Genomic DNA, 15,477 nt, shown 5'->3' on the forward strand with positions numbered 1-15,477 from the left:
TTTTATATATAATGCTCGTTAATTAGTTTAAAATAATTTTTTTAAGAAATCTTTGAACGAGTGAATGAAAATAATTTACAGCAGATTATTCGAGAGATTTCCAGAAATAATCTTTGGCTTTTCTACTAAAGTGGGATTGAACCGACCTGCCCCGTATTATTTTAACTTATCATTAAGTGTAGGAGATGACTCTAATAATGTAATAGAAAACAGAAATTTCTTTTTTAAACAATTAGGCCTTAGCAGTAATGAAATTGCTTATCAACGGCAAATACACAGCGATTTAATATCAATAGTTGACAGAGCTGGTTTTGTTGGAGAAAGCGATGCAATGATTACAAGTAAAAAAGGAATTGGGTTGGCAATTTCTGCTGCCGATTGCGTTCCTATTTTTATTTACGATAAAAAAAACAATTTAATTGCTGCTGTGCATTCAGGATGGAGGGGTACTTACAAAAAAATTTTAGCTAAGACATTACTTAAATTACAATATGAATTTAATTCGATGCCTAATAATTTATTTGTTTGTTTAGGACCATCTATTTCACAAAAAAAATATGAAGTTGGCCAAGATGTTGCTAATTTGTTCGATGAAAAATATTTGATTAAAAAGAATAACAAATTTTATTTGAATATAGTTCAAGCAAACATTGACATGTTGCTAAACGCAGGGGTTCCGGAAAATAATATTGAACAAAGTAACTTATGCACATTTGAAGAGAAAAATTTATTGCATTCTTACAGAAGAGATGGTAAAAACTCCGGCAGGTCATTAGGCATTATTGCGCTAAAAAATGTTGACTAGGGTTAATAAATCTAACTTACTTGCAGCAAACAAGTCAGCTAATTTGGGATTAATTTACTAACTTTATTATGTAAAAAGTTATTAAAAGATATTTCGCTGAATTTTTTGCATTTTATCATAAAATAATTTTTATCTTAACAAGTAAAAAATGATTAACATAATTCGCTTAAAAAATGCTTCTTTTTATGCGTATCACGGTGCACTGCAAGAAGAACAAAATATTGGTGGTAAGTTTGAAGCCGATGTAGATATTTACACAGATTTTAGCGAAGCAGCTAAAAAGGACAGCTTAAAACATACTATTAATTATTACGATGTTTATAAGTATATTAATACCGTTGTTCACGAAAAAAAATATTATTTAATTGAATCGATAGCCACCTTAATAGCAGATGAATTGCTAAAACGTTATCCGGCAATTCAAAAAATAGCTGTTAGAGTAAGAAAGCATAATGTTCCTGTTGGTGGTGTTATAGATTACGTTGAAGCTGAAGTAATAAAAGAAAATGGGAAATCAATAAGTGATGAACTCTCATAAAGTATTTCTTGGGCTTGGTTCCAATAAGGGTAATAGAGAAGAATACATCAGATCTGCTTTAAAAAAAATTAGCGAACTTAAAGAAACAAGCATTAAAAAAGTATCTTCTCTTTACGAAACAAAGCCTTACGGTAATACAGAACAAAACGATTTTTATAATTTAGTTGCCGAAATACTCACTCGGCATGATATTAAGAATCTTTTCAGTGAGTTGAAGCGTATAGAAAGAGAAGTTGGCAGAATACAATTGGACAAAAAATGGCAGCCAAGAGAAATCGATATTGATATTCTTTTTTTTAATGATTGGATTTATTCAGACGGTCAAATTGAAATTCCTCATAAGGATTTACTGAATAGAGACTTTGTGTTAGTGCCACTAATTGAAATTGACCCTAATTTTGTGCATCCTTATTTGGGAATAAGCATAAGTGAAATAGATTTTTCTTCTGTTCAAAAAAATATTATTTGTAAATTCCCATTTGAGTACAAATAAATTTTACACTAATATGATAGAAATAAAATATATTGCAATTGAAGGTGTAATTGGTGCAGGTAAAACTACACTTGCACAAAAATTAGCTGACCGACTTCAAGCTAATCTTGTCTTAGAAGAATTTGAATCCAATCCCTTCTTAGAAAAATTTTATGAAGATAGGAAAAGATATGCTTTCCAAACTCAAATGTTTTTTCTTGTAAATCGTTTTAAACAACAACAGTTACTCAATCAAGGAAATTTATTTTCATCGTATATCGTTTCAGATTACATTTTTGAAAAAGACAAAATTTTTGCATACCTAAATCTTTCAGGCGATGAGCTTAAACTTTACGAAACAATTTTTCCATTGCTTGAACGTAACTTGCCTAAACCAGATTTGGTAATTTATTTACAGTCCGGAATAGACCGTCTTATTTCAAATATTAGAAAAAGAGGCAGAAAAATTGAAAGGAATTTAACACGCGCTTATTTAGTTGAACTTTCGGAAGCTTATAATAATTTTTTCTTTAAATATAATACTACGCCGTTGTTAATTGTTAACTCAAACGATATTGATTTTGTAAATAACAAGAATGATTTTGATTTACTTTTTAACCAAATCTTTCGGGATGATAGGGGGTTTATTGAATATTTTAACCCAGAAATAAGAGGTTGACTTGTTAATTCGATTTATTGTTTGGTCTATTATATTTTATTTCTTTTTTAAGCTTATCAAGAATGTTATTAAATATTTTGCTGATGAACAAAAATTAAATACTTCAAAACGGTATGAATTTACAACCCAGCAAAATAATCCAACTTCTGGCTACAAAGTAAAAAAAGAAGATATAATTGACGCTGAATTTGAAGAATTGGATAATAATAAAAAAAAGTAGTTTAGCTTATTTTAATGCCAATCAAAAAAATATTTCAAAGGATTCTAACAAATTTTATAAAAAGATTTTTTTCTGTTGCGGAACTAAACACTAAAAATTTAGGCCACCCACAAAAAATTTTACTAATTCGACAGCATAACCAATTTGGTGATATGCTCGCTTCCGTACCTCTCTTTAGAGCTATTAAAGAAAAATTTCCAAATTCTAATTTGACCCTTATTGCAAGTCCAGAAAACTATTATGCCGTTACCAAAAATAATTTTATAGATGAACTTTTCATTTTTGATAAAAGGAAAATTATAAACCCTTTGTATTTGTTAAAACTAAAGAAAACCTTAAAAGCAAATTATGATTTAGCCGTAGTGCCAGCAACAGTAGCAATCTCCAAAACAAGCTGCATTTTAGCTGCGCTTAGCGATGCTAAAATTAAAATTGGTCCTTCTTCTCTAAACGGTAAAGTAAATGAATTAAGCAGCCTTTTCAATTTTAAAATTAAACTCAATTGGCAGAAATATCCTGACATACATGTTTCCGATTTTATCCAAGATATTTTGCGACCATTTGGAATCAGCACAAAAAACTTAAAAACGCAAATTACCATTGAAAAAGATGACCTTAAAACCGCAGAAGATTTTATTGAAACTTTGAAGGGAAACACTAACCACGAAGTGGTGAATTCTCATAAATTAGTTGTTGGACTGCATATTGGAGCAGGCAAACGATTGAATAGATGGAGTATTGAGAAATTTTTGCAGTTAACCAATCTACTTTCTGTTGCTTACGAAGTTGTATTCTATTTTACAGGCAGCAAGAGCGATAAGGAAGAATTAAATTATGTAAAAAAAATATTTGGTGAAAATACAGCCTTTTTTATCGACCATAGTATTCCCGAATTGGCTGCATTGATTTCTTTATCCGACTTGTTTATTACAAATGATACTGGTGTTATGCATGTAGCCGGTGCAACTGATACCCCTCAAATTTCTATTTTTGGTCCTACAAATCCGTATAATTGGGCACCTATGGGACCAAATAAGTATTTTGTTAGAAAATCAGATTTAACTGATGATGTTACAGTTGAAGATGTATTCTTACTTTGTAAGCTTATTTTAGAAAAAAAAACTTCAGAAAAAAATAAATCCAATTTGATATGAACAACACAAATTTTGCAGCAATTGATGTCGGCACAAATTCTTTTCATTTAATAGTAGTCAATATAAAAGAAGATGGGAATTTTGAAATAATTGACCGTGAAAAAGAAGTAATTCGTTTGAGTGAAGGAAGTGCTGGTGATATAAAAGAAATTAAAGAAGAAGCGATGCAAAGAGCTATTACAACTTTAAGCCATTTTAAAGCTATCGCTGATTCTCATCAGGCTAAAATTAGAGCAGTAGGTACAAGCGCTGTTAGGGAAGCACTAAATCGAAATGTTTTTATTGAAAGAGTTTTGCAAAAAACAGGTATTGAAATTGAGGTGGTAAATGGACAAGAAGAAGCAAGGTTAATTTACCTGGGCACCATGAAGGCAGTCCCAATATTTAATAAAAGAGCTCTTGTTATCGATATTGGTGGAGGCAGCACAGAATTTATTTTGGGCAGAAAGGGAATACCAGAGTTTTCTGTAAGCATAAAAATTGGTGCAGTTAGACTTTCGCAAAAATTTTTCCCAGATTATAAACTCACCAAAGAAAGAATAAAAGAATGTGAACACTGGGTAGAAGTAGAAATATTTCCCCTCATTAAAAAAATTAAAGAAAAAGGCTTTGATATTTGTGTGGGCTCATCCGGCACTATTATGTCAACAGGATTTATGATACTGTCTCGCCGAAAAAATTCAGTATCGAACAATACTCTTCTTAATAATTTTGAATTTACATCTGAAGAACTGTTTGATATTCGCAAGGAAATTCTAAATGCTAAAACAGTTGATAAAAGAAAAAAAATTAAGGGTATGGATGAAAAAAGAGCTGACATTTTTCCAGCGGGAATAATTATTCTAAGTAAAATATTTGAACTTTTTGAGCTAAAAAAAATGACAATATCTGCTTATGCTTTAAGAGAGGGAATTGTTATTGATACTATTCATAAGGAAAAAGAAAGTTATTCTGCTTTAAGTGATATACGCAGAGAAAGTGTGAAACATTTAATGAATACTTGTAATTATGATAAAAATCACTGCAAACACATTGCAAGTCTTTCTTTGAAACTATTCGACCAATTAAAACCGCTGCATAAACTTGAAGAGTATACAAAAGAATATTTGGAAGCTGCTGCTTTGTTGCATGATATAGGCTATCATATTTCTCATAATAACCACCACCGCCACTCATATTATATTATTAAAAATAGTGAACTGCTCGGCTTTACTGAAAATGAAATTGATATTATTGCTAATATTGCACGATACCATCGCAAAAGTCACCCTAAAGAAACTCATTCGGAGTTTGCAGTTCTGCCAGAAAAATGCCGTAATATTGTACTGAAATTATCGTCAATATTAAGAATTGCTGATGCATTCGATAGGACTCATTCAAAAGTCGTTACAGATATACATCCACATATTTATAGTAACAGAGTAGAATTACAACTGATATGCAGAGATGGTCTATCGCCTGATATAGAATTATGGAGTTTAGAGCGACGCAAAGGTTTGTTTGAACAAGTCTTTAATAAAAAAGTTGTTGTAAAGACTTAATACTTTACCTAACAATCACATCTGCAAATAAAAATTTCACCTCTCAGTAAAAATGTTTTAATGATATGAAAAATAAAGTCGGCAGGATTATACTATCAAAAGTCCTTAGCATGTCTTTAGAACAATATCTTAAATACATACATGACAAAACAAGTAAGTTGAAAAACACACAGCATGCTTTAAGGTTATTGCCCTATACTTATAAAAAAGAGATGAAAAAACGAACTAGTAAAAGATTAATTTATGCTAAAGTTTTAGTAAAGAAGAATAATTTGACTTTTAGAGTAACTAACCCTCTTTTAATGAAAAATATTCACTTAGACAATCATGCTATTTTAGGTAACGGTATTGTTGCATTAAAGTGGATTAACACAAGAAATCAATTATCTAAGCATATTCTAAAAAGCTTGCTTGACTATCAAAAGTCATTTTGGTTATCGGGCAACGAAATTGATTTAAAACCTTTAACGCTCCAAGAATTCCTTAAGATGTATCCGACCCAATTTCTTGATAAAAGCAGGTTATCTAGATTACTACCTACCCTATTAGTAGAGACACCGCAAGGTAAAGTAATATGTCTTAGAAGATTATTACCATCAAGGAAAAAATGTTATTCTTACCGTATACAAGAAATTGTAAATCAACATGATGTTCATCTAAAAGATGCTGACATAAAAAAATATCTTGATTATCAAGGGGTGCATCTCTCATTACGCTCAATTTGTTACTACAGAAAGTCGTTGAATATTCCTAATTACAAATATCGCATCTCTCATTACTATGGAAAGAATGCACAGTTTAGTGATTATATAAAACTTTATAAAGGGCAATATAATCGTATCCCCACAGAGTCTGGAGTTTATGAGTTGAGCATATCAAAAAAAATTAAATATTTGAAAAATTATTCCGAGGTTGTATATATAGGTGCTTCAAAGAACATAAGAAAACGTGTGTTAAGTTACTCAAATCTCAAGACGAAAAATGCAAGACTAAAGATGATTGTCCACGATTCCACCCTTTTTGTGCGTTACATTTTATCTAACGATTATAAAAATTTAGAGAAATGTCTTCTAAGACATTTTAGGATAACTTATGGTGAACTGCCTAAAGGAAATAAATTGGGAGGTAAAGAATAATGAGTAATTAAATATAATTTAATTCATTACTTATTAATATTATTTGGTAATTAATTTAATTAAAATTAGTTATGACTTATTAGTCAATAGCAAAATTTTTTTGTGGAAAATTTGGATTAATAAAAATCCAGAATAAATCGATAATCATTCTAAGACCAATTAATTGTTTGAAATAAATTAAAAAATTAATAATTTGTTAACCGAAGTTCTGTTAAGAAAATGCTTACAAATAACTTAGCCCTTTTTATTATGAGTTTTACTTTACAATATATATTTCCGTTAGGAGAGCTAATCGAAACTACCTTCCCATCTCTTAAAAAAACACTAAGCGATACAATTAATTTTCCTTTTACTGAGTCAACCCACACTTCACAATTAATAATGTTACTGCTGGAGTAAGTATTATGCTGCAAGCAATTATTCTTGTTGACAAAACAGGCAAAATTGTTCGTTTGAATGAGCATGTAGAGCAACTTTTTGGCTACACTAGTCAAGAATTGCTTGGTCAAAATGTTGAGATGCTTATTCCTGAGCAATTTCGCAGACAACATGTAAAGGACAGAAATGATTATTTGGCTTCACCTAAAATGCGTCCTATGGGCTCTGGATTAGACTTATTTGCACAGCGAAAAGATGGGACTTTTTTTCAAGCAGATATTTCACTTACTCCTATTGAAACAAAAGAAGGCGTTCTTACTATGGCAATTATCCGCGATATAACAGAACAAACACGCCTAATTCGATTTACTGAAAATATTTTATCAACTATTTCATCAGCTTTAATTGCAATCGATAAAGATTTTAAAATTATTTCTGTTAACAGAAGTTTTTGTGAGTTCTTTGAAATTAATCGTAAAGAAGTTGAAAATAAACATGTTAATGAAATTCTTAATTATATAGGCTTACCTGAAAAATACCGAAGTATGATACTCCAGCGTCAAAAATTCCATAATGTTGAATGTGCTTTTGTAATTCCTAAAAAAGGTATTAGAACAGTCCAACTTACTCTTTCTGGAATACGTGTTGCAGAAGAAGAAGAAGAAGAAGAAGTGCTGCTGGTGATTGACGACATTACAGAGCGTAAAAGAGCTGAAGCAGAACTGCGCGAAAGCGAAGAGCGTTTTCGTTTACTTGCTGAATCTGCACTTACTGGCATTTATCTTATTCAAGATCAAAAATTTTTATATGTTAATGAATCATTAGCAAAAATATTTGGCTATAAAGTAGAAGAGATTATTGGCAAGTTAGGTCCGGTTGATTTAACCCATCCAAACGATAGACCACGCGTACTTGAAAATATTAAGAAGCGTGTTACTGGAGAAGTACAAGGCTTGAGATATGATTTTTGTGGGGTCAAAAAAGATGGTAGCACCATTTTCGTTGAGGTACACGGTAGGCGGATAGAATACGGTGGTAAAGTAGGGATAATTGGCACTCTTGTGGATATTACTGAACGCAAATTATCAGAACAGAAACTTAGGGATACACTTTCTTTGCTTTATGCTACATTGGAATCTACTGCCGATGGTATTCTTGTAGTTAACCTTGAAGGGAAGATAGTCAGTTTCAATCAGAAATTTATTCAGATGTGGCGTATTCCATCTGCAGTAATTGCATCCGGAGACGACAAAAAAGCTTTGTCGTTTGTTCTAAACCAACTGAAAGATCCTGAAAGCTTTCTGAAAAAGGTCAATGAGTTATATTCACAACCAGAAGCCAAGAGCAATGATATATTAATTTTCAAAGACGGCAGAATTTTTGAGCGCTATTCTCAGCCGCAAAAGATAGGTGATAAAATAGTTGGCAGGGTGTGGAGTTTTCGAGATGTGACTGAACGCAAATTAGCTGAGGAAGCTTTACGTGAAAGTGAGGCTAAATTTAGAAATGTTTTTGAAACTGCCAATGAGGGAATTTTAATCACTGATGAAAACGAAATTATCAAGGATGTTAATCAAAAATTTGCAGATATGGTTGACTATTCAGTTAATGAGTTGATTAACAAAAATTTTGAGTTTCTTTTATTTGAAGAAGATTTGCCAGAACATAATAAAATGATGTCTGAAAGAAAAAAAGGTATCACTGGAAATTATGAAAGGCGCCTCCTTAAAAAAGACGGTTCAACAATTTGGACTTTAGTTTCTGCCTCACCAATTATAGACTCTACCGGCGAATATAAAGGTTCCTTCGGTATGTTTACCAACATAACCGAACGCAAGCAGATGGAACAAGATTTAATAGTAGCAAAAGAAAAAGCCGAAGAAATGAGTAAGCTTAAAACTAATTTTCTTACAACAATGAGTCATGAACTTAGAACACCCTTTGTTGGAATTATTGGTTATGCCGAATTATTAGCCGAGTCGCTGTCTAATCCAAATGATAGGGAAATGGCAATTGGTATTTTAGAAGGTTCAAAAAGAATGGTTGATACACTATCAAAAATATTGAATCTTTCCAAGTTAGAATCAGAAAAGATTGAACTGGCTTTTAAGAAAATTGACCTCAAAGAGTTAGTAGAAAATCTTTGCAGGGATTTTAAGGGCGCAGCTTTGCAAAAAGGTATATCACTCAATACAAAAATAAACTTAGAAAATTCATTTATCGAATGCGATGAATCTCTGCTGCTTGATATTTTAAGAAATCTTATAAGTAATGCAATAATTTATACGAATAAAGGCGGTGTTGAAGTCACTGTTAATAGTTTAATAAAAAATGGAAGGAATTTACTTCAGATAAAAGTTTCTGATACAGGTATTGGGATTCCTAAAAGTAAACAAGAAATTATATGGCAAGAGTTTCGACAAGCAAGTGAAGGTACTACAAGGGAATTTCAAGGCGTGGGGTTAGGCTTATCTATAGTGAAAAAAAGTGTTGAATTATTAGGCGGTAAAATTCATTTAGAAAGTGAAATTGAGAAAGGTTCGGTTTTTACCGTTGAACTCCCATTGGAAAATGTTACTTCCCAAAGAAAAATATCTACTAAAACTAGTATAGAAAAAGGTCACTCATAATTCATCATATTATATCCTGTCTTTATGTAGATAATTTGACACAATCTCAATAATTTCAAGAAACCTTAGAAAAATTTTAGATGTAATTACAAGCAATGTTGATTTGAACGTAAGTCCATGCTTTAGTGAAAATCACAATTATATCTATGTTGAACAATAAGGTGAAGAAGGTTAATTATCATGGTACATTAGCTTTTTTACTATCTTAGCAACATGAACAAATAAATTAACCGAACATTATGAGCTTATTGAACATCAGCTAAAAAATTTTGGGTTTAACTATTTGTTATTATAAGTCCAAAAAAAATTCTTACTTATAAGATTAACTTGAGATAAATTCTAATTATTAATAGACATAAGATTCCATTTCGGCAAAAAGACTTCAAAAACGTTAGAAAATGGGAATAAATGTGCCTTAATGTGGCAAGAAATTTGTTTTTTACTATTTTTATTAAAAAGGAAGTCAAAGCAATTTATAATTTAAAATTCGGAGAATTAAATGAACAGACGTAAAATAACAATTGATGGAAATGAAGCAGCAGCGTATATTGCATTTAGAGTTAGTGAAGTAATTGCGATATATCCAATCACTCCTTCTTCTCCCATGGGTGAGTTGTCTGACGCATGGGCTTCGCAAAATGTGAAAAACATATGGGGAACAGTCCCTAGTGTAACTGAAATGCAAAGTGAAGGAGGAGCAGCTGGAGCTGTTCATGGTGCACTTCAAAGCGGTGCGCTTACCACAACGTTTACGGCATCTCAAGGTTTGTTGTTAATGATTCCAAACATGTATAAAATTGCTGGTGAATTGACACCGACAGTTTTTCATGTAAGCGCGCGTTCTTTAGCAGCTCAGGCATTGTCAATTTTTGGCGATCATAGTGATGTTATGGCAACACGTCAAACAGGATTTGGTTTAATTGCATCTGGTTCTGTTCAAGAGGTAATGGATATTGCATTAATTACTCACGCTGCTACACTTGAATCCCGAATTCCTTTTGTTCATTTCTTCGATGGATTTAGAACTTCTCACGAAGTGATGAAAATTGAAGAGCTTACTGAAGATGATGTCAGAGCAATGATTAATGATGAATTTGTTAAAATGCACAGACAAAGAGCTTTAAGTCCCGATCATCCTTTTATAAGAGGTACTGCACAAAACCCGGATGTATATTTTCAAGGTAGAGAAACAGTTAATAAATTTTATAATGCATGTCCTCAAATAGTCCAAAAATACATGGATAAATTTGCTGAACTAACAGGCCGGCATTATCACTTATTTGACTATTATGGTGCACCTGATGCTAAAAGAGTAATTGTGTTGATGGGTTCTGGAGCTGAAACTGCCGAAGAGACAATTGAGTATATGACTGAAAGAATGGAAGAAAAAGTTGGTGTGGTTAAAGTGAGATTATACAGACCTTTTTCAGCTGAAGCTTTCATTAAAGCTCTGCCAAAAACCACCGAAAAAATTGCAGTATTAGATCGTACTAAAGAACCAGGCTCTACAGGAGAACCTTTATACTTAGATGTAATAACTGCATTGGCTGAAAACATGGCTTCACCTAACCCAGCCTTTGAAAAAATGCCTGTTGTCGTAGGAGGCAGATATGGCCTTTCTTCAAAAGAATTTACTCCTGCTATGGTTAAAGGTGTATTTGATAATCTTAAGCTTGATAATCCTAAAAATCATTTTACAATAGGTATAATTGATGATGTTACTTTTACAAGTCTCGATTACGATAAAAACTTTGTTACAGAAAGTGATAATGTGGTTAGAAGTTTGTTCTTTGGCTTAGGTGCTGATGGTACGGTAGGAGCAAACAAAAATTCAATTAAAATTATTGGTGAAGAAACTGATAATTACGCACAAGGATATTTTGTTTATGACTCTAAAAAATCTGGCTCTACTACCGTTTCTCACTTAAGGTTCGGTAAAAAACCAATTCATTCATCATATTTAATTCAGTCTGCCCAGTTTGTAGGTTGTCATCAATTTAATTTGTTAGAGAAATTTGATGTGCTAGAAAAAATAGTGGAAGGTGGCACATTTCTGCTGAACAGTCCCTACGGCAAAGATGAAGTTTGGAACAAACTACCTAGGAAGGTCCAAAAGCAAATAATAGATAAAAAGTTAAATTTTTATGTAATAGATGGTTACTCGGTTGCGCAAAAAACTGGCATGGGTGCTAGAATTAATACAATTATGCAGACTTGTTTCTTTGCTATTTCTGGAATTTTACCAAAAGACGAGGCTATTGAACAAATTAAAAAGGCAATAAGAAAAACTTATGGTGCAAAAGGCGAGGATGTAGTAAAGAAAAATTTCCAAGCAGTTGATATGACCTTAGAAAATCTTTTCAAGATTGAAGTGCCTTCACAAGTTACAAGCGACATAGATTTACCGCCAATTGTTTCCGATAAAGCACCAGATTACGTTAAAAATGTTTTAGCTAAAATTATGGAAGGCAAAGGTGATGATATACCAGTCAGCCAAATGCCTGTTGATGGTACTTTCCCATCAGCTACTACTCAATGGGAAAAAAGAAATATTGCTTTAGAAGTACCTGTGTGGGACCCAGAAATTTGTATTCAATGCAATAAATGTGTTATGGTTTGCCCACACGCTGCTATTCGTGTTAAAGTTTATGATAAAGAATTACTTAAAAATGCACCCCCAACTTTTAAGTATATGGATGCAAAAGGGAGAGAGTTTCCGGAAAATTCAGCTTATACAATTCAAGTTGCAGTAGAGGACTGTACGGGTTGTGAATTGTGTTATGAGGTATGTCCTGTTAAAAATAAAAAGGAGACAAGGTTAAAGGCTCTTAACATGGCTCCACAAATTCCATTGCGCGCCCAAGAAAAAGTAAATTACGATTTCTTTTTAAGTTTACCCGAATTTGATAGAACGAAAGTAAATTTGACTACAGTTAAAGGATGCCAGTTACTTGAGCCGTTATTCGAATATTCTGGTGCTTGTTCAGGTTGCGGTGAAACCCCTTATATTAAATTGGTAACGCAGCTTTTTGGAGATAGAGCAGTTGTTGCAAACGCTACTGGCTGCTCGTCAATTTACGGAGGTAATTTGCCTACTACTCCTTGGGCTGTAAACAAAGAAGGAAGAGGACCCGCATGGTCTAATTCATTGTTCGAGGACAATGCTGAATTTGGTTTTGGTATGCGTTTAGCAATTGATAGGCATAATCAATTTGCAAAGGAGTTATTAATTAAACTACAGGATAAATTAGGCAATGAATTTGTTGAATCTATTCTAAATGCAGATCAAAAAGATGAAGTAGGAATTTATGAACAAAGAAAGCGAATAGTAGAACTAAAAGCTAAATTGGAACAAATAAATACCTTTGAAGCAAAAAAATTATTGGAGATAGCTGATTACTTAGTTAAAAAATCTGTTTGGATTATAGGCGGCGACGGCTGGGCCTACGATATTGGTTACGGAGGGTTAGACCATGTACTTGCTTCAGGTAAAAATGTTAATATACTTGTGTTAGACACTGAAGTATATTCGAATACTGGTGGTCAAATGTCCAAAGCAACTGGCTTGGGTGCTGTAGCAAAATTTGCTGCTGCTGGCAAACCAACCCCTAAGAAAGACTTAGCTATGATGGCGATGAGCTATGGGAATGTTTATGTTGCTAAAGTTGCTATGGGTGCCAACGATGCGCAAACTGTGAGGGCTTTCTTGGAAGCAGAAGCCTACGAAGGACCATCACTTATTATTGCTTACAGTCATTGTATTGCTCACGGAATTAATATGGCTAAAGGTTTAGATGCTCAGCGACTTGCAGTTGACAGTGGTTATTGGCCATTATTCCGTTACAATCCAAATAATTTGACAGAAGGTAAGAATCCATTAAAGTTAGATTCTAAGCCTCCTAAAATTAAACTCGAAGATTATGTTTACACAGAAACAAGATATAAAATGCTCACAAAATCGCATCCTGAACATGCTAAAGAATTATTAAAGCATGCTCAAAAAGAAGTGCTGAAGAGATGGAAAATGTATGAGGAGTTAGCGTCGTTTGATTTTTCAAAAAAAGATAATAAGGACACACAAGCTTAAAGTAAGCTGAAGAAAGTTAATAACTAACAACCGAAAACATGGAGAGAATATGGACTTTTCAACGAAATATTTAGGACTGCAATTAAAGAATCCGATTGTTCCTTCGGCATCACCTTTATCCCAAAACGTTGACACAGTTAAGGCTATGGAAGATGCCGGGGCTGCAGCGGTTGTTGTTTATTCGTTATTCGAAGAACAAATAACACACGAATCGGGCGAACTGGATCATTACTTAACTTACGGTTCAGAAAGTTATGCTGAAGCAATAAACTATTTTCCTGAACCAAATGAATTTTATCTTACTCCTTATCAATACTTGGATCATATCGCTAATCTTAAAAAAGAAGTTAACATACCAATTATTGGAAGCTTGAACGGCGTGAGTAAAGGTGGCTGGGTCAAATATGCAAAAAATATTGAAGAAGCTGGAGCAGATGCATTGGAATTAAATTTATATTACGTTGCAGCCAATCCTAATGTACCTGCAAATATTATCGAAGATATGTACATAGACACTTTGAAAGCGGTAAAATCAAATGTCAAAATTCCTGTTGCCGTAAAGCTTAGCCCTTACTTTACTTCTATGGCTAACATGGCAAAAAAACTTGATGAAGCCGGGGCCGACGGGTTAGTTCTGTTTAATCGTTTTTATCAACCCGATTTTGATCTTGATAAGTTAGAGGTAGTGCCAAATTTAATGTTGAGTACAAATTGGGAGATGCGATTGCCTCTAAGATGGATTGCAATTTTATATGGCAATGTTAAAGCAAGTTTAGCAGCAACAAGTGGAATTCATTCCTATGAAGATGTGTTAAAAGTGATAATGGCTGGCGCTGATGTTGCGATGTTAGCTTCTGAACTGTTAGCTAACGGCATCGGCAGAATTAAAGAAATATTAAAAGGAATGGCAAGATGGATGGAAGATAATGAATATTCTTCTATTGAAATAATGAAGGGAAGTATGAGCCAAAAATCAGTTGCTGACCCCGCCGCATTTGAAAGGGCAAATTACATGAAAACTTTACAAAGTTATAAAACTCTTCTTTAAACTATTTCTTATCCGTAAAATTTATTTTCTCAGCCGGCCCAAGTAATCATTTACAGGGCCGGCGTTAATTTATTATTTATTATCTATTATTTATTATTTATGCTTTGATGCCATATTTTAATTATACCTCTTAGGCAAAAAGAAATCTTCTAATGAGAAATTTGTTTTAGAATATTTACTCGCAAAAACTTTAGAAAAATTTAATCCATCGGGCATGACTGCTGAAGTAAATCTTTAATAAAAATAGAATACAAATTGCATTGAGTAAAACAAACTCACTGCTAAAAAGATATTGTAGATTTATTAGCTTTATGTCTATTAAAGAACTCTGGAATCGTGCTTTTTGCATGACAAAGAAATTTATAATTGGATAAGAAATTATTGTCAATACAACAGAAGCCATTGCATTTTTCATCAGGAGGAGGAAGTATTTCTTATACAACTCATTACAGTTTTTGCGAACGAACGAAGCGAGTGAAGCAATTTCAAACAAAAAGGTAAGATGATAAATTCTTAGCAGTAGGGATTACTTCCCCTGATAAAAGACATCGAGGAACGTAATGACAATGGAAATGGATTGTTTCACAAAGGCAGTATCTTTTTTGTCCCATCAACTATGAAAACAGATGTTTGGGCAAGAGGAGCAGAGCTTACACTGGCGGGAACAAATGTTTCAAACGATGCAGGCTCGATGTCTCCCAGCCATGCTTATTTATCCCTTATAGACTTGGTGGAAATTCTGACATTATGAAAATGATAAAATAAAAAATTGTTTTTTCAATGTCCCTT

The 15,477-nt window shown here is 32.8% G+C and carries 12 protein-coding genes; all 12 read left to right on the plus strand.

Going from position 1 to position 15,477, the window contains the following annotated elements:
- Nucleotides 1-64: 64 nt before the first annotated feature.
- The 12 genes from pgeF (at nucleotide 65) to ABRY23_01665 (ending at nucleotide 15,439) form a co-directional block, all read left to right on the plus strand.
- A complete protein-coding gene (gene pgeF / locus ABRY23_01610; GenBank protein MFA3781743.1) occupies nucleotides 65-805 on the plus strand; it encodes a peptidoglycan editing factor PgeF in 741 nt (246 codons plus the stop codon).
- Nucleotides 806-953: 148 nt separating this feature from the next.
- Entirely contained in the window at nucleotides 954-1,343 is a 390-nt protein-coding gene (folB, locus tag ABRY23_01615) for a dihydroneopterin aldolase (protein ID MFA3781744.1), read from the plus strand.
- Nucleotides 1,330-1,836 carry a 2-amino-4-hydroxy-6-hydroxymethyldihydropteridine diphosphokinase gene (gene folK, locus ABRY23_01620; GenBank protein ID MFA3781745.1) on the plus strand — a complete coding sequence of 169 codons (507 nt, stop codon included), beginning with the start codon at nucleotides 1,330-1,332 and terminating at the stop codon, nucleotides 1,834-1,836. The genes folB and folK overlap by 14 nt, the downstream gene beginning before the upstream one ends.
- Before the next feature lie 13 nt (nucleotides 1,837-1,849).
- Entirely contained in the window at nucleotides 1,850-2,494 is a 645-nt protein-coding gene (locus tag ABRY23_01625; GenBank protein ID MFA3781746.1) for a deoxynucleoside kinase, read from the plus strand.
- Nucleotide 2,495: 1 nt separating this feature from the next.
- On the plus strand, nucleotides 2,496-2,714 hold the full coding sequence (locus ABRY23_01630; protein ID MFA3781747.1) for a hypothetical protein: 219 nt from the start codon (nucleotides 2,496-2,498) through the stop codon (nucleotides 2,712-2,714).
- Between the two features lie 14 nt (nucleotides 2,715-2,728).
- Nucleotides 2,729-3,868, plus strand: a complete 1,140-nt coding sequence (locus ABRY23_01635; GenBank protein ID MFA3781748.1) for a glycosyltransferase family 9 protein — start codon at nucleotides 2,729-2,731, stop codon at nucleotides 3,866-3,868.
- On the plus strand, nucleotides 3,865-5,409 hold the full coding sequence (locus ABRY23_01640; protein MFA3781749.1) for an HD domain-containing protein: 1,545 nt from the start codon (nucleotides 3,865-3,867) through the stop codon (nucleotides 5,407-5,409). Before ABRY23_01635 ends, ABRY23_01640 begins: the two co-directional genes overlap by 4 nt.
- 65 nt (nucleotides 5,410-5,474) lie before the next feature.
- Nucleotides 5,475-6,545 carry a hypothetical protein gene (locus ABRY23_01645; protein ID MFA3781750.1) on the plus strand — a complete coding sequence of 357 codons (1,071 nt, stop codon included), beginning with the start codon at nucleotides 5,475-5,477 and terminating at the stop codon, nucleotides 6,543-6,545.
- Between the two features lie 404 nt (nucleotides 6,546-6,949).
- Nucleotides 6,950-9,553 carry a PAS domain S-box protein gene (locus tag ABRY23_01650; GenBank protein ID MFA3781751.1) on the plus strand — a complete coding sequence of 868 codons (2,604 nt, stop codon included), beginning with the start codon at nucleotides 6,950-6,952 and terminating at the stop codon, nucleotides 9,551-9,553.
- 499 nt (nucleotides 9,554-10,052) lie between these two features.
- Entirely contained in the window at nucleotides 10,053-13,640 is a 3,588-nt protein-coding gene (nifJ, locus tag ABRY23_01655; GenBank protein MFA3781752.1) for a pyruvate:ferredoxin (flavodoxin) oxidoreductase, read from the plus strand.
- Between the two features lie 49 nt (nucleotides 13,641-13,689).
- Nucleotides 13,690-14,688 carry a dihydroorotate dehydrogenase-like protein gene (locus ABRY23_01660; GenBank protein ID MFA3781753.1) on the plus strand — a complete coding sequence of 333 codons (999 nt, stop codon included), beginning with the start codon at nucleotides 13,690-13,692 and terminating at the stop codon, nucleotides 14,686-14,688.
- 577 nt (nucleotides 14,689-15,265) lie between these two features.
- The gene (locus ABRY23_01665) at nucleotides 15,266-15,439 is read left to right on the plus strand and encodes a hypothetical protein (protein MFA3781754.1); all 174 of its coding nucleotides are present in this window, start codon (nucleotides 15,266-15,268) and stop codon (nucleotides 15,437-15,439) included.
- Nucleotides 15,440-15,477: the final 38 nt, after the last annotated feature.

Source organism: Melioribacteraceae bacterium 4301-Me, from assembly GCA_041538185.1.
Lineage (GTDB): Bacteria > Bacteroidota > Ignavibacteria > Ignavibacteriales > Melioribacteraceae > Pyranulibacter > Pyranulibacter aquaticus.